The organism is Thalassococcus arenae (assembly GCF_019104745.1).
In the GTDB taxonomy this organism is placed as follows: Bacteria; Pseudomonadota; Alphaproteobacteria; order Rhodobacterales; family Rhodobacteraceae; genus Thalassococcus_B; species Thalassococcus_B arenae.
Window position 1 is genome coordinate 654,860 of record NZ_JAHRWL010000002.1, and the last position, 16,800, is coordinate 671,659.

A 16,800-nucleotide genomic window follows, 5' to 3' on the forward strand; every position below is an offset into this window, starting at 1 on the left:
TCGCGCCCGCCGGTCAGCTGGTCAGCTGGTCAGCCGGTCTTGAACTCCGACGTGCCGCCCGAAAAGGTGCATTTCGCGTCCCAGTCCATCGGGAACTGGTCGCCGTCTTCCAACGCGCTGATGTTGTAGATCGTGCCCACGACGGGGCGGGATGCGGCGGGGAACGCGCTACAGGCAAAGGTGCCCATATCGCCGCTGCCGGTTCCGTTGTTCAGCAAGGCCGCGCCGCCGCCCTGCGGGGTCACGCTCACCTGGGTCCAATTGGCCATTTAAATCCTCCCTGAAAAGATGTGCCGATCAATCCGGCCACACGTCAGGGTAGATCATCCGGGCTTATTTCTCAATCTCGGGTTCAGGCCAGCGACGTGACCCACAGGATCATCGCGTCTTCGTCCGACACCGACACCACGTTGTGGCCCATCGTAGCGTCGTAATAGGCGCTGTCGCCGCGGCGCATCTCGATCGGTTCGTAGAATTCCGTATACAGCCGCACCACGCCGGTCAGCACATACAGGAACTCTTCGCCATCGTGGCGCACCCAGCCGTCGAATTCGTCCATCGACCGGGCGCGGACGCGGGCGCGGTAGGGCAGCATCTGCTTTTTCGTCAGCGTTTCGGCCAGCAATTCGTGCTCGTAGGTCACTGTCACCTGGCTTTGGCCCTCGCCCGATTTCGTGACCGCCAGCCGGCCGTTCACCTGTTCGCGCTGCGGCGGGGTGAACAGTTGCGGGACCGAGATCTGCAGCCCCACGGCCAGCTTCTTGAGCGCCTCGTAGGTGGGCGACATCTGGCCGTTCTCGATCTTGGACAGGGTCGAACGCGCCAGCCCGGCCTGCCTGGCGGCCTGCTCCAGCGTCCAGTCGCGTTCCTTGCGCAGCTCGCGCACCCGGGCGCCCAGATCCAGTGGCTCGGGATGGACGTCGGTGCCGGCTTCTCGGGCGATGCGGATCAGGGATTTCGGGTCACGGCTCATGCGGCAGAGCTATAGGGCGCGTCCGGGACCTGCGCAAGCGCGCTTGCGCAGCCAGCGCCGGCGGCCTAAGCCAAGGCCATGCCAGCGATTTTCGACCAAGGCCCACCGCCGCCCTGCCCCGCGCCGTTCAACCTGACCGACCACGTCCTGCGGGCCGGTCTGACACGGCCCGACAAGATCGCGCTGGCGGTGCTGACCCCCACCGGCGCGCAGCGCTGGTCCTATGCACGGCTGCGTGCCGCGGTGCTGGGCACGGCGACGGGCCTGCTGCGCATGGGGCTGACGCCGGGCGACGTGCTGCTGATGCGGCTGGGCAATTCGGTGGACTTCCCGGTCGCCTTCCTGGGTGCCATCGCCGCGGGGATCGTGCCGGTTCCGACCTCGTCGCAGCTGACCGCACGCGAGGTGCAGGGGATGATCGACCTGCTGTCACCCGCCGCCATCCTGCGCGGCGACGGCATCGCCTGCCCGGATACGGCGATCCCGGTCATCGCTGCCGACATATACGAGGCCTGGCACGACCTGCCGCCGTCCGAACCGGTGCCGGGCGATCCTGACCGGCTGGCCTATATCGTCTTCACCTCGGGCACGTCCGGCGTGCCGCGCGCCGTGGGTCATGCGCATCGGGCGATCTGGGCCCGCCGGATGATGTTCGACGGCTGGTATGGCCTGCGTGAAAGCGACCGGCTGCTGCACGCGGGCGCCTTCAACTGGACCTTCACGCTGGGCACCGGTCTGCTCGACCCATGGACGGCCGGCGCGACGGCGCTGATCCCGGCGACAGGCGTCGATGCGGCACAGCTGCCGCTGCTGATGAAGCGCAACGACGCGACGCTGTTCGCCGCGGCACCGGGCGTATTCCGCAACCTGCTCAAGGCACCGGTGCTGCCACTGCCAAGGCTGCGCCACGGTCTCGCGGCGGGCGAGAAGCTGGCGGCGCCGATCCGCGCGGCCTGGGAGGCGGCGACCGGCACGCCGGTGTTCGAGGCCTACGGCATGTCGGAATGCTCGACCTTCATCTCGGCCTGCCCCGACCGGCCGGCACCCGAAGGCACGCTGGGCTATCCCCAGGCGGGGCGGCGGGTGGCGATCCTGGGCGAGGACGGAGCACCGGTCGAACCCAGCGACCCCGGGACCATCGCCGTGCATCGCACCGATCCCGGCCTGATGCAGGGCTATGTCGGCGCACCCGACGCGACGGCGGCGCGCTTTGCCGGAGACTGGTTCCTGACCGGCGACCGCGGATCGATGGCCGAGGACGGCGCGGTCACCTACCTGGGCCGTGACGATGACATGATGAATGCCGGTGGCTACCGCGTGTCGCCGCTCGAGGTCGAGGCGGCCCTGGCGGACCTGCCCGGCATCAGCGAGATCGGTGTCACCGATATCGGCATCAAGGACGGGGTGCGGATCATCGCCGCGTTCTATACCGGGCCGTCTCCGCTGGACGAGGCGACGCTGCGCAAGGCCGCCGAAGCGCGACTGGCGCGTTACAAGCAGCCGCGTGCATGGTTTCATCTGGAGTCCCTGCCGCGCAGCGCCAACGGCAAGCTGCTGCGCCGCCGCCTGGCCCAAGACGCGGATTTGTAGGCCGACCCCCCTCGCCAATCCCGGCCACAGGTCTTAGGGTCGCGCGGCAAGGAGTTCCCATGATCCAGCTCGACATCTTTTCCGACCCGATCTGCCCCTGGTGCTATATCGGCAAGGCCCATCTCGACCGCGCGCTCGAGGCCAATCCCGACCACCCGTTCCAGGTGCGCTGGCTGCCTTTCATGTTGAACCCCGACATGCCTGCGGGTGGCATGGATCGGCGCGAATATCTCGAGCGCAAGTTCGGCGGGAAGAAGGGCGCGGTGCAAGCCTACATGCCAGTCATCCAGCATGCCGAACAGGCCGGGCTGCCGATCAATCTGGATGCGATCGAAAAGACGCCGTCCACGATCGACGCGCATCGGCTGATCCACTGGGCCGGGATCGAAGGCCGGCAGACTCCGGTCGTGGCGGGCCTGTTCCGGGCCTATTTCGTCGATGGCCGCGACATCGGCGAAGCAGAGGTGCTCGCCGATATCGCCGATGGCGCCGGGCTGGATGCCAGCGTGGTGATGCGCCTGCTGGCCAGCGACAGCGACCGCCGCGAGATCGTGGAACGCGACGCGGCGGCGCGTGGCATGGGGATCAACTCGGTGCCGACCTTCATCGTCGCGGGCCAGCACGCCGTGCCCGGCGCGCAGCCTCCCGAACTGTGGTCGCAGGTCATCTCGGAACTGCGCTCTGCGGCCGACCCCGAGGGCTGAACCCCCGCTTCAGAACGGCAGAAAACCGTCCGCCAGTTCGTAGCTTTTCACGGCCAGCAGAGTCTGGTCGCCGTCATGGGCGAAGGCAAAGACATGTGCCATGTCGGCGGCCAGCGTCATACGGCAGAACACTGCATCGGGGTCGAACTGTTCGGGACAGGTTTCCAGATCGACATGCTCGATCGTGGTCTCGAAAACCTCGTAGGTCAGCGCTCCACCCTCTAGAAAAGCGGTGCCATGGTGTTTCTCGCCGGGACCCGAAGCCAGAACGGGTGTGGCGAGCATGAGGAGCGGGAAGAGAGACAGGCGCATAACTGATTCCTTTTGTCAGGTATTTAATTACTGACTCTTTTACTCGGTATAAACAAGGCTTGTGTTGCCGCACCCTCCGCCATACCAGCGCAGCATCCATTCAGGAGGCACCATGACATCCGGTCCCGGCCGCACGGAATTCGTCGCGCTGATGGCGATGCTGGCAGCCACGGTCGCCTTTTCCATCGACGCCATGCTGCCCGCCCTGCCCCGGATCGGCGCGGCCTTGTCACCCGACGATGTGAACCGCGCGCAGTTGGTGGTGACCAGTTTCGTGCTGGGCATGGGTGCGGGTACGCTGTTCGCCGGCCCGCTGTCGGACGCGTTCGGGCGCAAGCGGGTCATGCTGGCAGGCGCCGCGATCTACAGCATCGCCGCGGCGGTCGCCGGGTTGGCGCAAAGTCTCGAGGTCTTGCTGGCAGCCCGCGTCGTGCAGGGAATCGGCGCAGCCGGACCGCGGATCGCGGCGCAGGCGGTGATCCGCGATCTCTATGCCGGGCGCGAGATGGCGCGCATCCTGTCCTTCGTGATGATCGTCTTCACCATCGTGCCGGTCCTGGCTCCGGCCTTGGGGGCCGCGATCATCATTCTTGCCGGTTGGCGCGCGGTCTTCGCCGCCTTTGTCGTCTTTGCGGCCCTTTCCGCCCTCTGGTTGGCGACCCGCCTGCCCGAAACCCTGCCGCCGGAAAGGCGGCGTCCGGTGCGTCTGGGGCCGCTGACCGCCGCCATGGCCGAGATGCTGGCCATTCCCAAGGTGCGGCTTGCCATCGCCGCCCAGACCCTGTCCTTCGGTATGTTGTTCGCGATGCTCAGTAGCACCCAGCAGGTCTTCGACATCACCTTCGGGCGCGGTGACAGCTTTCCCTACTGGTTCGGCGGCATCGCCTTGGTGGCGGCCAGTTCCGGGGTTCTCAACGCGGCGCTGGTGGTGCGGTTGGGCATGGCGGTTCTGGTCTTTGCCATGTTCCGGGCGCAGATCGCGTTTTCGGTCCTGATGATCGTCGCCTTGCTGGCCGGGCTGTCGAACGACGTGCTGTTCGCGATCTTCGTGGTCTGGCAGACAACGGTGTTTTTCCAGGCGGGCATGACCATCGGCAACACCGCCTCGATCACGCTGGAGCCGGTCGGGCATATCGCCGGGCTTGCGTCGTCGGTTGCGGGATCGGTCGCCACCGTGCTGGCCGTGATGTTGGCCGCGCCGGTCGGGCTGATGTTCGACGGCACGCCGCTGCCGCTGGCATTCGGCATCCTGATCTATTCGGGACTAGCGGCGCTGCTGGCTTGGCGGCTGGTGCACCTGGACCGCATCGGTTGAACACCGGGTGACGCGGAGCCCTGCGGCAAATCGGTATACAACCGCATACCGCCTTCCACGCCGCGATGTTTTGCGCTAGACGGGCGGCAAATCGATTCAGCCGGAAAGGGGCAAAGATGTCGAAGATCAAGGTAGCCAACCCGATCGTCGAAATGGATGGCGACGAGATGACCCGGATCATCTGGGATTTCATCAAGAAGAAACTGATCCTGCCCTATCTCGACGTCGATCTGCTGTACTACGACCTGGGCATCGAAGAGCGCGACCGCACCGAGGACCAGATCACCATCGACGCCGCCGAAAAGACCAAGGAAGTCGGCGTCGCGGTGAAATGCGCCACGATCACCCCCGACGAGGCGCGGGTCGAGGAATTCGGCCTGAAAAAGATGTGGCGCAGCCCCAACGGCACGATCCGCAACATCCTGGGCGGCGTGGTGTTCCGCGCGCCGATCATCTGCAAGAACGTGCCGCGTCTGGTGCCGGGCTGGACCCAGCCCATCGTCATCGGCCGTCACGCATTCGGCGACCAGTACCGCGCCACCGACATCAAGTTCCCCGGGCCGGGCAAGCTGTCGATGAAATTCGTCGGCGCCGACGGCAACGTCATCGAGCACGAAGTGTTCGATGCGCCGTCCTCGGGTGTCTTCATGTCGATGTACAACCTCGACGATTCGATCATGGATTTCGCACGCGCCTCGATGAATTACGGGCTGAGCCTGGGCTGGCCGGTCTATTTGTCGACCAAGAACACCATCCTCAAGCAATATGACGGACGCTTCATGGAGCTTTTCCAGAAGGTGTTCGACGAGGAATTCGCCGACAAGTTCAAGGCCGCCGGCATCACCTACGAACACCGCCTGATCGACGACATGGTCGCCTGCGCGATGAAGTGGAACGGCGGTTTCGTCTGGGCGTGCAAGAACTATGACGGCGACGTGCAGTCCGACACCGTCGCGCAGGGCTTCGGTTCGCTCGGCCTGATGACCTCGCAGTTGATGACGCCGGACGGCAAGATCGTCGAGGCCGAGGCGGCCCACGGCACCGTGACCCGCCACTACCGCCAACACCAGAAGGGTGAAGAAACCTCGACCAACTCGATCGCGTCGATCTTTGCCTGGACCGGCGGGCTCAAGCATCGCGCCAAGCTGGATGGCAACGACGCGCTGATGAACTTTGCCTCGACGCTGGAAAAGGTCATCGTCGATACCGTGGAATCCGGTCACATGACCAAGGACCTGGCGCTGCTGGTCGGCCCCGACCAGAAATGGCTGACCACGATGGGCTTCCTCGAAAAGGTCGACGAGAACTTGAACAAGGCGCTGGCCGGCTGAAGAACGGCGCGTCTTTGTGCGAACGGAAACGCGGGGTCCAAGGCCCCGCGTTTTTCGTTCGCTCGTCAATGCGGGCGTCAACCGGTTCCTGCGCCGTGCAAGGCCGCAGCGGTCTTGAAACGCACGCGCGACGTGACGGGCTTGTTGCCTTGGCAGCAGTCGAATGCCGGTCGTTCATGCCAATCCGCCGTCGATCGGGATCCTGGTTCCGAAGACGTGGGAAAACCTGTTGAAATTCACGTCGACTCGCCGCGATACAGTCGAAATGCCTCGCGTCGCCAATCGTCGGGCGGGCGATCGCGGATCGCGGCGCCTCCACGTTTCGGGCAAGGGTTTCTCATGAGTTCCGGGTGCGATGGGGAGCGTCGTGACGCGTGGAACGGCCCGGATACCGGGTGCGCAAATCGGTCAAGACATCGGATGGCGGACATCCGTGTGCGCCCTGTGCCGGATGCCCGGACGCAAGCGCATCGCCAAAAGCATCACGCCAGGCTTCTGCAATGCAGGGCGCAGGCAAAAAACAAATTGAAACAGTAATTTATCTGCCGTTCTTTCAGCAGATTCCGGTAAGTGGGCTTCGCGGGTGCTGCCGCCCGCGAAGCCCGGTGTCGTGGGATCAGCCGTCAGAGCTGGCCGGCATAAGGCCCGCTTCCTGAGCCGCGGCGACTTCGTCGGGGTTCAGAAGGCCATCCGCGTCCCCATCCATCTCCAGGAACAGATCGCTCGACACGTCCGGATACACGGCCTGCACCTCGTCCAGGCTCAGCATGCCGTCGCCGTTGGCGTCGATTTCCGCGGCCTGCCCCATGGCCAGGACCGGAAGGGTCGAGGCGATGAAGGTGAGAGTGGCAAAGGTCGGTTTTTTCATAAGTACAGTCCTCCGTCAGAGAGGGTTACGTGAGTGATGCCGTTTGGCATGACAGAAGATGGGACCGCGATGGCGCGGCGGGAATGGCCCCGGTGCGGCGGCCGGAAAACCGGCGCCGGGCTGCTGAAACCGGGGTGGCGCGCAGGACACAATTCGCCGAAAGCGTTCGGTCGGCGTAGGGCCGCGGATGCGACTCGGGCCAACGCGCGAAAGCCCGCCGGGTTTTCGCTCCAAACGGCGACCGGCGCTTCTTCGCCCAGACCAACCTGCGGCGGGAATCAAAAAAAGGGGCCCCGAATGGGACCCCCTGAGGTTCGCTGACAAGGCTCGATTACTTACCGCCCGATGTTTTCTGCCTGCGGCCTTGTCCGCGTCGGGGGCACGCGCACGCGCCCCGGAACCGTGAGGAGCGGGCGCCCGCGCGCCCTGCCCCGGTATTTCGTCGGGGGGCCCGGCCTGTCGGCCATGACCGGCCCCCCTACACGCCCTCCCTCGGACGCGATCTGGTTCAGCTACACCCGCTCGTCGCGCCGCAGGTGTTGCACTTCATGCAGGTGCCGTTGCGCACCAGCGTGTAGTTGCCGCATTCGCCGCAGGCTTCGCCTTCGTAGCCCTGCATGCGCGCCTTGCTGGCGGCATCCATGACCATCGACGAGGTCGCCGTCGTGGTGCTGACCGTCATCGTGGCCCCGCCGCCGCCCGCCGCGATCGCGGTTTCCGGTACCAGCGTGTTCAGCGTTCCGACCGGGTCGGCGCCGTTGAACGCCACCGCGCCGGCCTGGCCGCCCTGCAGCACCACCAGTTCCTGCGGCAGACGCTTGCGCAGATATCCGGTCGAACTGATCTGCTTCAGCACTTCCAGGCTTTTCGACGCGGCGCTTTCCGACATCTCGCGGATGTTGGACACGCCCTCTTCCTCGCCGCGGCCCAGATCGTCGAAGGATGCGCCTTCGGGCTTCACATGGGCCAGGTCGGTGCGGTCCAGGTAGGACACCGCCAGTTCGCGGAAGATGTAGTCGAGGATCGACGTCGCGTTCTTGATGCTGTCATTGCCCTGCACCATGCCCGCCGGTTCGAACTTGGTGAAGGTGAAGGCATCGACGAACTCCTCCAGCGGCACGCCGTATTGCAGGCCGACACTGACCGCGATGGCGAAGTTGTTCATCATCGCGCGGAAGCCCGCGCCTTCCTTGTGCATGTCGATGAAGATCTCGCCAAGGCTGCCATCCTCGTATTCGCCGGTCCGCAGATACACCTTGTGGCCGCCGACGATCGCCTTCTGGGTATAGCCCTTGCGGCGCTCGGGCATCTTTTCGCGGTGCGACTTGACGATTTCCTTGACCACCACCTTTTCGATGATCTTCTCGGCCAGCACCTGCGCCTTTTCCGTGATCGTGCCGCTTTCCAGCACATCGGCCGCGTCGTCGTCGCCCTCGACCAGTGCCGCCGCCAGGGGCTGGCTGAGCTTGGAGCCGTCGCGGTAAAGCGCGTTGGCCTTCACGCCCAGCGACCACGACAGTTCGTAGGCCTTCTGGCAATCCTCGACCGTGGCCGAGTTGGGCATGTTGATCGTCTTGGAAATCGCACCCGAGATGAAGGATTGCGCGGCCGCCATCATGTGGATGTGGCTGTCGACCGACAGGAAGCGCTTGCCCTTCTTGCCGCAGGGATTGGCGCAATCGAAGATCGGGTAGTGTTCCACCCGCAGATGCGGCGCGCCTTCCAGTGTCATCGTTCCGCAGACATGGTCGTTGGCGGCGTCGATATCGGCCTTGGCAAAGCCCAGGTGCTTGAGCATGTCGAAGGTCGGGTCGTTCAGCTTGGCCGCCGGGATGCCCAGCACGTCCTTGCAGAACGCCTCGCCCAGCGTCCACTGGTTGAACACGAAGCGGATGTCGAAAGCCGTGGCCAGCGCGGCCTCGATCTTTTCGATCTGCGCGGTGCCGAAGCCGTGACCGATCAGCGCCGTGTGGTTGATGCCCGGCGCGTTGCCCAGCGTCTGGTGGCCGACGGCATAGCTGATGATCTCCTCGATCTGCGCGCTGCCATAGCCCAGCTTGGCCAGGGCCGCGGGCACCGAGCGGTTGATGATCTTGAAGTAGCCGCCCCCGGCCAGCTTCTTGAACTTGACCAGCGCGAAGTCCGGCTCGATCCCGGTGGTGTCGCAATCCATCACCAGGCCGATCGTCCCGGTGGGCGCGATCACCGTGGCCTGGGCGTTGCGATAGCCGTGCTGCTCGCCAAGGCGCAGGGCCTCGTCCCAGGACGACATGGCCAGTTCGACCAGCGTCGTGTCGGGGCAATTGGCGTGGTCCAGCGGCACCGGCTTGACCGCGAGGTTCTCATAGCCGCTGGTCGCGCCATAGGCGGCGTTGCGGTGGTTGCGGATCACTCGCAGCATGTGCTTGGCGTTCTTCTTGTAGCCCTTGAAGGCGCCCAGTTCGCCGGCGATCTCGGCCGAGGTGGCATAGGCCACGCCGGTCATGATGGCGGTCAGCGCGCCGCACAGCGCCCGGCCCTCGGGGCTGTCATAGCCATAGCCCATGTTCATCAGCAGCCCGCCGATATTGGCATAGCCGAGGCCCAGGGTTCGGAAGTCGTAGGACAGCTGCGCGATTTCCTTGGACGGGAACTGCGCCATCGTCACGCTGATTTCCAGCGTCAGGGTCCACAACCGCGTGGCGTGCATGTAGGTCTCGGCGTCGAACTTGCCGTCATGCAGGAAGGTCAGCAGGTTCATCGACGCCAGGTTGCAGGCGGTGTCGTCCAGGAACATGTACTCCGAGCACGGATTCGAGCCGCGGATCTGGCCATCTTCCGGGCAGGTATGCCAGGCATTGACGGTGTCGTGGAACTGGATGCCGGGATCGGCGCAGGCCCAGGCGGCATGGCCCACCTGTTCCCAAAGGTCGCGCGCCTTGACGGTCTTGGCGACCTTGCCATCGGTGCGGCGGATCAGCTCCCAGTCGGCATCTTCGCGCACCGCCTTGAGGAAGGCGTCGGTGACGCGGATCGAATTGTTCGAGTTCTGCCCCGACACGCTGGCATAGGCTTCGCTGTCCCAATCGGTGTCGTAGGTCGGGAATTCGATGCTGGCGTAACCCTGGCGCGCATAGTCCAGCACGCGCTTGATGTAGGTTTCGGGGATCATCGCGCCCTTGGCCGCGCGCACCGCCGCTTTCAGCGCCTCGTTGACCTTGGGGTCATAGGCGCCGTCTTCGGTGCCGTCGAAGGCCCGGATCGCGTCGAAGATCGCGTTCAGCATCTTCTCGTGCATCTTCGACCCGGCGACGAGGCTCGCCACCTTCTGCTCTTCCTTGACCTTCCAGTTGATGAATTCCTCGATATCCGGATGGTCGGCATCGCAGATCACCATCTTGGCGGCGCGGCGCGTGGTGCCGCCCGACTTGATGGCGCCGGCGGCGCGATCGCCGATCTTGAGAAAACCCATCAGGCCCGACGACTTGCCGCCACCCGACAGGCTTTCCCCTTCGGCACGCAGGGAGGAGAAGTTCGTGCCGGTGCCCGAGCCGTATTTGAACAGCCGCGCCTCGCGGACCCACAGGTCCATGATCCCGCCTTCGTTGACCAGGTCGTCGCTGACCGACTGGATGAAACAGGCATGCGGCTGCGGGTGTTCGTAGGCCGATTTCGACTTGGTCAGCTTGCCGGTCTTGTGATCGACATAGTGGTGGCCCTGGCTGGGGCCGTCGATGCCATAGGCCCAATGCAGGCCGGTATTGAACCACTGGGGCGAATTCGGCGCGGCGGTCTGCGTGGCCAGCATGTGGCGCATTTCATCGTAATAGGCGCGCGCGTCTTCTTCGGTGGTGAAATAGCCGCCCTTCCAACCCCAGTAGGCCCATGCCCCGGCAAGACGATCGAAGACCTGCTTGGACGAGGTCTCGCCGATGCGGGGGGTGTCCTCGGTCGCCGCCTCGGAACGCCACAGGAACTGGGGCACGTCGTCCTCGGCGACGGGTTTCAGTTCGGTCGGCACGCCGGCCTTGCGGAAATACTTCTGGGCGATCACATCGGATGCGACCTGGCTCCAGCTTGCCGGCACTTCCAGTTCGTCCAGCTTGAACACCGTGGTACCATCGGGATTGCGGATCTCCGAGGTGGTCTTGACGAATTCGATCCCTGCATAGGCGTCTTCGCCGGCCTTGGTGTATTTCCGTTCGATCTTCATGATGTGCTGCCCCGTCTCCAAACTGTAAACACCGGTGCCGGCGGATGTCCGAACAGGAAACACAGCTTGACCGCCCGTTCCCGAGAACGGCCTCCGCGCAAGGGTTAGCGGAATTGGTGTTCTGTCCCCTGTCGAACCGCCCACTATATCTTGTGGGTCTTCCATTCGGCCCACACAAACTGACGTATTCGGTCTGTGTCGGTCAACGAATTTTTTAGACAGTTCGCCATATATTTGGTGTTGACCTGGGCACCTACCACAACCCGCGGTAGGCAGGCCCGTGATTCACCCCCAAGGTGCCTGCATGACAGGTCTGCGGCGGGGTATGGAAAAAACGTTTTTGTCCGCAGAGTTATCCACAAGCGTTGCGATCTTGTCTGAACTCGGGTGCGACAGGGCTTTCAAAGCGGCTGCTACCAACATCTCGTGGCACACGGGTCACGGCAAAGCCCATATTGTACTCCCTACGCGCGGGTAACACGCCGAGTCGGCGCAGGCGCGACTCGGGTTGCGTGGCGGTCGTGGCGATCAATCCCCCTGCTGCGCCCGGGCCGGTATGGCCGTCATGTCCGCGGTCCAGGGCAGTGCGGACTGGCACCAGACCTGGAGTCTCGGCGTCAACGCAGCCCGCTGGTTGATCGTCCCGGCGCGCAGGCCGAAAAAGGCCGCCGGGTCTCCCGGGGTATGCGCGTGGATACGGGTGCCGCAATCGGGGCAGAAGCTCAATACGCGAACCCGGCCGCTTTCGGCGATCTTGCGGTATTCCGCCAATCGCCCCGTCTTCAGCGTGAACCGGCCCTCGACCACCGCGGCGACCACCCCGAAGGCCGAACCGGAGTTGATCTGGCAATCGCTGCAATGGCAGATCGCGACGCGGTCGGGGTCGATGACGGCAACGTAAGTGATCTGACCGCAAAGGCAGCGCCCGTCGACTTCCATCCGGAGTCCTCCACTGCTGCTGTGGTCGGGGCGGCGAGATTCGAACTCACGGCCTTCTGTACCCAAAACAGACGCGCTACCAGGCTGCGCTACGCCCCGACAGGGATCATGCTTTAGCGGCGTCGTGCCGCGATGAAAAGGCCAAACTCAGGGACAGGGCCAGGCCGGATCGGCAATCGCGGGGTGCTGCATCTGCGTCCCCACAGCGATCCCCAGCTGTTGCGCCAATCCGCCATTGATCTCGAGCACGTACTGGATTGCATCGCCGCCGGGGATCGACTTCCAGCTGCCCGGCTCGGCGCGGTGATGCACCTTTCGCACCACGCCGTTTTCGTCGGCAAAGATCATGTCCAGCGGGATCAGCGTGTCCTTCATCCAGAACGCCACGCGCTGCGGCCGTTCGTAGACGAACAGCATGCCCGTGCTGGCTGGCATCGACTCGACATGCATCAAGCCGCGCGCCCGTTCGCCGGCGTCGTCCGCGACGGTGACGTTGAACCGCGCATTGCCGAAATCGCCGCGCAGCCACAGCGTGCCCGCATCGCAGGCGGCCAGGGCCGAGGCGGGTGCGAATACGGCCGCGATCAGGAGCGCGGCAAACCGGCTTCCCATACATTCACCTCGGTCGCCATGCGGCCACGCTTGCCGTCGATCACCCGGATCGCCAGGGCCTCGCCCGGTTGCAGGTCGGACAGGCCTGACCGGCGCAGCACCTCTATGTGGATGAAGACGTCCTGCGGTTTGCCGAACACGTTGGCAAACCCGAAGCCCTTGGCCTTGTCGAACCACTTGACCCGCGCCGGCTCCAGAGGGGCCGACCGGATCAATTCCGGATCGATGTCCTCGAAATCCGCCAGCGGCGCCCCCACCGGGGCCTCCGGCGGGTCGATGCGGAAAACCTCGGTTGCCTGCACGCCCCGCTCTGTGCGCTGGACCGAAATCTCGATTCGCGCTCCATCCGCGACCGAGCTCTGGCCGAAGTTGCGCAGAACGTTGGCATGCAACAGGATGTCAGGACCCCCGGCTTCCGCCACGACAAATCCGAAACCCTTGACAGGGTCGAACCATTTGACCTTGCCATGCAACCGTTCGGTGTCTGTTTCTTGCTGTCTCACTGCTTGTCCAAAACACAACTTGCATATCCCCAAGGATCACTTCTGCGATAGGAAAGACGGGGATTTCAAGTCGCAGCTTGCCCGATTTTGTGTCAGCTGGACAGGCCTTCATTTCACGTGGCGTGAAATTCACGGGCTGAGACGGGCGATTTCCCAGGCCGTTTCCCGGTCGCGGCGGGTCCAGCGGAACCGGTCGTGCAGACGAAACGCGCCATCGGCCCAGAACTCGATCTCGACCGGCACGATACGGAACCCGCCCCAGAACGGCGGCCGTTTCGGCGCGGTGCCATGCAGCGCAGTCACCTTGGCGACCTCGGCCATCAGCGCGGCACGCGACGACAGCGGCCGGCTTTGATGCGACGCCCAGGCGCCCAGGCGACTTTTCAGCGAGCGTGAGGCGAAATAGGCGTCCGCCAGCGGCCCGTCCTCGCGGGTGACAGTGCCGCGCACCCGGATCTGCCGGCGCAGCGATTTCCAGTGCATGACGAACGCCGCCTTGCCGGCGCCCTCGATCTCGCGGGCCTTGGCGCTGCCATAGTTGGTGTAGAAGACAAAGGCGCCGTCCTCGATCTCCTTGAGCAGCACCATCCGGGCGTTCGGCATCCCGTCGGCATCCACCGTCGACAGCGCGATGGCATTGGGATCGTTGGGTTCGCTCTGCTCGGCCTCGGCAAGCCAGGCGCGCGCGATGGCGAACGGGTCGTCTCCCGCGAATATGCCGGTTCTGTCTGTCATGTCCGCCTCTGTTGCCCGCGATCGCCCCGCGCTGCGGCCTTGATGGCCCGCGGGGGATCGCCTAATGGTCGCTAAACGCAGGATTTGGGCGGAGAGGCGCATATGTCAAACGGATTGATGGCGGGCAAACGCGGGCTGATCATGGGCCTGGCCAATGACAAGTCGATCGCCTGGGGTATCGCCAAGGCCTGCGGCGATGCCGGCGCCGACCTGGCGTTTTCCTACCAGGGCGAGGCGTTGAAAAAGCGCGTCGACCCGCTGGCCGCACAGCTTGGTTCGGACATCGTTCTGCCCTGCGACGTGGGCGACGGCGCGTCGATCGACGCCTTGTTCGACGGTCTCAAGGCCCGGTGGGACAACCTGGATTTCATCGTCCACGCCATCGGCTTCTCCGACAAGAACGAACTGCGCGGTCGCTATGTCGATACCAGCCGCGACAATTTCATGATGACGATGGACATCTCGGTCTATTCCTTCACCGCGGTGATGCAGCGCGCCGAAAAGATGATGACCAATGGCGGATCGGCCCTGACGCTGACCTATTACGGCGCCGAACGCATCATGCCGCATTACAACGTCATGGGCGTGGCCAAGGCGGCGCTGGAGTCGTCGGTGCGCTACCTGGCCGAGGATCTCGGCAAGGACGGCATTCGCGTCAACGCCATCAGCGCCGGACCGATCAAGACGCTGGCCGCCAGCGGCATCGGCGATTTCCGCTACATCATGAAGTGGAACGAATACAATTCGCCGCTGCGCCGCAACGTGACCATCGAGGATGTGGGCAAATCCGCGCTTTACCTGCTCAGTGACCTGGGCTCCGGCGTGACGGGCGAGACCCACCATGTCGATGCCGGCTACCATGTCGTCGGCATGAAGGCGGTGGACGCGCCCGACATCACCAAGGGCTGACCGGTCATGGACTGGACCCACCTGCTGGCCTTCAACCTCACGCTGCTGGCCGCGATGGCGGCCCCCGGCCCGGCTTTCCTGTTCGCGCTGCGCCAGTCCATCGCGGGCGGCTTCCGCACGGGTGTGGCGACCGGGGCCGGGCTCGGGCTGATGGCGGCTTGCTGGACCGGCGCGGCGCTGCTGGGTCTCGAAGCGGTGTTCCGCCTCGTGCCCTGGGCCTATCTCGCGCTCAAGATCGCGGGCGCGCTCTACCTGCTCTGGATCGCCTACACGCTGTGGCGCGATGCCCGCCAGCCGGTCAGCGACAGCGCCCGGCCCGGCGCGCAGGCCTTCTGGGGCGGCGTGCTGGTCAATCTCGCCAACCCCAAATCGGTCCTGTTCGCCGGTTCGGTGCTGATCGTGATTTTCCCCGCCGGGTTAAGTCTGGCCAGCAAGGCCCTGATCGTTCTCAACCATTTCCTGGTCGAGCTGATCGTCTACGGCCTGTTTGCGGCGATGCTGGCCACGCCGCCCGCCCGTGCGGGCTACCTGCGGATCAAGCACTGGTTCGACCGCGCCGCGGGCGTGATCCTGGCTGCGCTTGGCTTGCGCCTGCTGCTGGACCGCTGAGATGAGCCTTGTCGCCTTCGCCTCGGTCTGGCTGATCCACCTGGTTGCGGCGATGTCGCCCGGCCCTTCCTTCGTCGTCTGCGTCCGCACCGCCGTGTCCGAAGGGTTCGGCACCGCTGTCGCGCTGGCCATCGGTTTCGGCCTGGGGGCGGCGCTTTGGGCCGCCACCGCGATGGCCGGCCTGGCGCTGCTGTTCGAGCTGGTCCCGGCGCTGTTCGCCGCGCTCAAGTTCGGCGGGGCCGCCTTCCTGCTCTTCATCGCCTTCATGATGTGGCGTCATGCCCGCGACCCCCTGCCTTCGACCGAGGGCGCCGCGCCGCGCAGTGCCGCTTCGGCGATACGGCTTGGCTTCCTGACCTTCGCCAGCAACCCCAAGACGGCGGTTTTCTTCGGCGCGGTCTTCGTGGGGCTGGTGCCTGCAGAGACCCCGCCACTTGTGCGTATCGCTCTGATCGGCGTGATCTTTCTCAACGAAACCCTGTGGTATCTCGCGGTGGCGCGGGTCTTTTCGCTGCCCCGCGCCCGCACCGCCTATGCCCGCCTCAAGGCCTGGATAGACCGTGCTTTCGGCAGCCTCATCGCGCTTTTCGGGCTCAAGATCGCGCTCAGCTAAAGGAACCCGCCCATGTCCGACACCCGCCTGCCTCACGAAAAAGGCTTTCATGTCAGCTGGGACCAGCTGCACCGCGATGCCCGCGCCCTGGCGTGGCGCCTGCAGGGCCAGGGCCCGGATAACGGCGCCTGGAAGGCCGTGGTCGCCATCACCCGTGGCGGCATGGCACCGGCGATGATCGTGGCGCGCGAGCTCGACATCCGCACCGTCGACACGATCAGCGTGAAATCCTACCATTCCGGTGGCGGCAAGGCCGACCAGCGGCGCGAGGCCGAAGTGCTGAAATCGCCGGACCCGGCATTGATGGGCGATGGCGAAGGTATCCTGATCGTCGACGACCTCGTGGACAGCGGCAAGACGCTGGAACTGGTGCGCAGCCTCTACCCCAAGGCCCATGTCGCCACCGTCTACGCCAAGCCGATGGGCCGCCCGCAGGTCGAGACCTTCATCACCGAGGTCAGCCAGGACACCTGGATCTTCTTCCCCTGGGACATGGCGCTGCAATACGTCAAACCCTATCGCGGCGACGACTGACCCCGGAACCCCGCCCCCGTCTTCTCCGGTTTCAAAATATCTCGGGGGTTTGGGGGTAGCA

17 protein-coding genes and 1 tRNA gene are annotated in these 16,800 nt (G+C 64.9%); 8 read left to right on the top strand and 10 right to left on the bottom strand.

Annotated features, from left to right (window positions below):
• Positions 1-29 precede the first annotated feature (29 nt).
• Together KUH32_RS14455 and KUH32_RS14460 are read right to left on the bottom strand one after the other, a co-directional pair.
• Complete coding sequence (locus KUH32_RS14455; RefSeq protein ID WP_217779305.1) at positions 30-269, bottom strand: hypothetical protein; 240 nt, start codon at positions 267-269, stop codon at positions 30-32.
• Between the two features lie 83 nt (positions 270-352).
• Complete coding sequence (locus tag KUH32_RS14460; protein WP_217779306.1) at positions 353-973, bottom strand: helix-turn-helix domain-containing protein; 621 nt, start codon at positions 971-973, stop codon at positions 353-355.
• Between the two features lie 78 nt (positions 974-1,051).
• Between KUH32_RS14460 and KUH32_RS14465 the strand changes: the two genes are divergently transcribed.
• The gene (locus tag KUH32_RS14465) at positions 1,052-2,563 is read left to right on the top strand and encodes a class I adenylate-forming enzyme family protein (protein ID WP_217779307.1); all 1,512 of its coding nucleotides are present in this window, start codon (positions 1,052-1,054) and stop codon (positions 2,561-2,563) included.
• Positions 2,564-2,622: 59 nt separating this feature from the next.
• Complete coding sequence (locus tag KUH32_RS14470; protein WP_217779308.1) at positions 2,623-3,267, top strand: DsbA family oxidoreductase; 645 nt, start codon at positions 2,623-2,625, stop codon at positions 3,265-3,267.
• Positions 3,268-3,276: 9 nt separating this feature from the next.
• On the opposite strand, the gene KUH32_RS14475 is transcribed toward KUH32_RS14470, so the two are convergent.
• Entirely contained in the window at positions 3,277-3,579 is a 303-nt protein-coding gene (locus tag KUH32_RS14475) for a hypothetical protein (RefSeq protein WP_217779309.1), read from the bottom strand.
• Between the two features lie 112 nt (positions 3,580-3,691).
• On the opposite strand from KUH32_RS14475, the gene KUH32_RS14480 reads away from it, so the two are divergent.
• Both KUH32_RS14480 and KUH32_RS14485 read left to right on the top strand, forming a co-directional pair.
• The gene (locus tag KUH32_RS14480; RefSeq protein ID WP_217779310.1) at positions 3,692-4,894 is read left to right on the top strand and encodes an MFS transporter; all 1,203 of its coding nucleotides are present in this window, start codon (positions 3,692-3,694) and stop codon (positions 4,892-4,894) included.
• Between the two features lie 116 nt (positions 4,895-5,010).
• Positions 5,011-6,225: an NADP-dependent isocitrate dehydrogenase gene (locus tag KUH32_RS14485; protein ID WP_217779311.1), complete on the top strand. Its 1,215-nt coding sequence runs from the start codon at positions 5,011-5,013 to the stop codon at positions 6,223-6,225.
• A gap of 616 nt (positions 6,226-6,841) precedes the next feature.
• On the opposite strand, the gene KUH32_RS14490 is transcribed toward KUH32_RS14485, so the two are convergent.
• The 7 genes from KUH32_RS14490 to pdxH all read right to left on the bottom strand — a co-directional run bounded on the left by KUH32_RS14490 (position 6,842) and on the right by pdxH (position 14,074).
• Positions 6,842-7,093, bottom strand: a complete 252-nt coding sequence (locus KUH32_RS14490; protein WP_217779312.1) for an EF-hand domain-containing protein — start codon at positions 7,091-7,093, stop codon at positions 6,842-6,844.
• A gap of 508 nt (positions 7,094-7,601) precedes the next feature.
• Positions 7,602-11,285, bottom strand: a complete 3,684-nt coding sequence (locus KUH32_RS14495; RefSeq protein WP_217779313.1) for a vitamin B12-dependent ribonucleotide reductase — start codon at positions 11,283-11,285, stop codon at positions 7,602-7,604.
• 528 nt (positions 11,286-11,813) lie between these two features.
• Positions 11,814-12,224 carry a GFA family protein gene (locus tag KUH32_RS14500; RefSeq protein ID WP_217779314.1) on the bottom strand — a complete coding sequence of 137 codons (411 nt, stop codon included), beginning with the start codon at positions 12,222-12,224 and terminating at the stop codon, positions 11,814-11,816.
• 22 nt (positions 12,225-12,246) lie between these two features.
• Positions 12,247-12,323 (bottom strand) — tRNA-Pro (locus tag KUH32_RS14505).
• 48 nt (positions 12,324-12,371) lie between these two features.
• Positions 12,372-12,836, bottom strand: coding sequence for a DUF192 domain-containing protein (locus tag KUH32_RS14510; RefSeq protein WP_217779315.1), 465 nt, complete (start codon positions 12,834-12,836; stop codon positions 12,372-12,374).
• Positions 12,809-13,339 (bottom strand): cold-shock protein, encoded by a 531-nt coding sequence (locus KUH32_RS14515; protein ID WP_217779316.1) that lies wholly within the window; start codon positions 13,337-13,339, stop codon positions 12,809-12,811. Before KUH32_RS14515 ends, KUH32_RS14510 begins: the two co-directional genes overlap by 28 nt.
• 129 nt (positions 13,340-13,468) lie before the next feature.
• A complete protein-coding gene (gene pdxH / locus KUH32_RS14520) occupies positions 13,469-14,074 on the bottom strand; it encodes a pyridoxamine 5'-phosphate oxidase (RefSeq protein WP_217779317.1) in 606 nt (201 codons plus the stop codon).
• Between the two features lie 102 nt (positions 14,075-14,176).
• Here pdxH and fabI point away from each other — a divergent pair, with 102 nt between their 5' ends.
• Genes fabI through gpt form a run of 4 tightly spaced genes read left to right on the top strand, consistent with a single transcriptional unit; the run spans position 14,177 to position 16,739 of the window.
• Positions 14,177-14,983, top strand: a complete 807-nt coding sequence (gene fabI / locus KUH32_RS14525; RefSeq protein ID WP_217779318.1) for an enoyl-ACP reductase FabI — start codon at positions 14,177-14,179, stop codon at positions 14,981-14,983.
• A 6-nt stretch (positions 14,984-14,989) separates the two neighbouring features.
• Complete coding sequence (locus KUH32_RS14530; protein WP_217779319.1) at positions 14,990-15,592, top strand: LysE family translocator; 603 nt, start codon at positions 14,990-14,992, stop codon at positions 15,590-15,592.
• A 1-nt stretch (position 15,593) separates the two neighbouring features.
• A complete protein-coding gene (locus KUH32_RS14535) occupies positions 15,594-16,205 on the top strand; it encodes a LysE family translocator (RefSeq protein WP_217779320.1) in 612 nt (203 codons plus the stop codon).
• A gap of 12 nt (positions 16,206-16,217) precedes the next feature.
• Positions 16,218-16,739 carry a xanthine phosphoribosyltransferase gene (gpt, locus tag KUH32_RS14540; RefSeq protein ID WP_217779321.1) on the top strand — a complete coding sequence of 174 codons (522 nt, stop codon included), beginning with the start codon at positions 16,218-16,220 and terminating at the stop codon, positions 16,737-16,739.
• The last annotated feature ends 61 nt before the right edge of the window (positions 16,740-16,800 follow it).

Bases quoted from the DNA above. Each gene is read 5' to 3' on its own strand.
- KUH32_RS14490 (WP_217779312.1), bottom strand. From the start codon at position 7,093: ATGAAAAAACCGACCTTTGCCACTCTCACCTTCATCGCCTCGACCCTT.
- KUH32_RS14470 (WP_217779308.1), top strand. From the start codon at position 2,623: ATGATCCAGCTCGACATCTTTTCCGACCCGATCTGCCCCTGGTGCTAT.
- KUH32_RS14495 (WP_217779313.1), bottom strand. From the start codon at position 11,285: ATGAAGATCGAACGGAAATACACCAAGGCCGGCGAAGACGCCTATGCA.
- KUH32_RS14455 (WP_217779305.1), bottom strand. From the start codon at position 269: ATGGCCAATTGGACCCAGGTGAGCGTGACCCCGCAGGGCGGCGGCGCG.
- KUH32_RS14480 (WP_217779310.1), top strand. From the start codon at position 3,692: ATGACATCCGGTCCCGGCCGCACGGAATTCGTCGCGCTGATGGCGATG.
- KUH32_RS14485 (WP_217779311.1), top strand. From the start codon at position 5,011: ATGTCGAAGATCAAGGTAGCCAACCCGATCGTCGAAATGGATGGCGAC.
- gpt (WP_217779321.1), top strand. From the start codon at position 16,218: ATGTCCGACACCCGCCTGCCTCACGAAAAAGGCTTTCATGTCAGCTGG.
- KUH32_RS14530 (WP_217779319.1), top strand. From the start codon at position 14,990: ATGGACTGGACCCACCTGCTGGCCTTCAACCTCACGCTGCTGGCCGCG.
- KUH32_RS14460 (WP_217779306.1), bottom strand. From the start codon at position 973: ATGAGCCGTGACCCGAAATCCCTGATCCGCATCGCCCGAGAAGCCGGC.
- pdxH (WP_217779317.1), bottom strand. From the start codon at position 14,074: ATGACAGACAGAACCGGCATATTCGCGGGAGACGACCCGTTCGCCATC.
- KUH32_RS14465 (WP_217779307.1), top strand. From the start codon at position 1,052: ATGCCAGCGATTTTCGACCAAGGCCCACCGCCGCCCTGCCCCGCGCCG.
- KUH32_RS14535 (WP_217779320.1), top strand. From the start codon at position 15,594: ATGAGCCTTGTCGCCTTCGCCTCGGTCTGGCTGATCCACCTGGTTGCG.
- fabI (WP_217779318.1), top strand. From the start codon at position 14,177: ATGTCAAACGGATTGATGGCGGGCAAACGCGGGCTGATCATGGGCCTG.
- KUH32_RS14500 (WP_217779314.1), bottom strand. From the start codon at position 12,224: ATGGAAGTCGACGGGCGCTGCCTTTGCGGTCAGATCACTTACGTTGCC.
- KUH32_RS14510 (WP_217779315.1), bottom strand. From the start codon at position 12,836: ATGGGAAGCCGGTTTGCCGCGCTCCTGATCGCGGCCGTATTCGCACCC.
- KUH32_RS14475 (WP_217779309.1), bottom strand. From the start codon at position 3,579: ATGCGCCTGTCTCTCTTCCCGCTCCTCATGCTCGCCACACCCGTTCTG.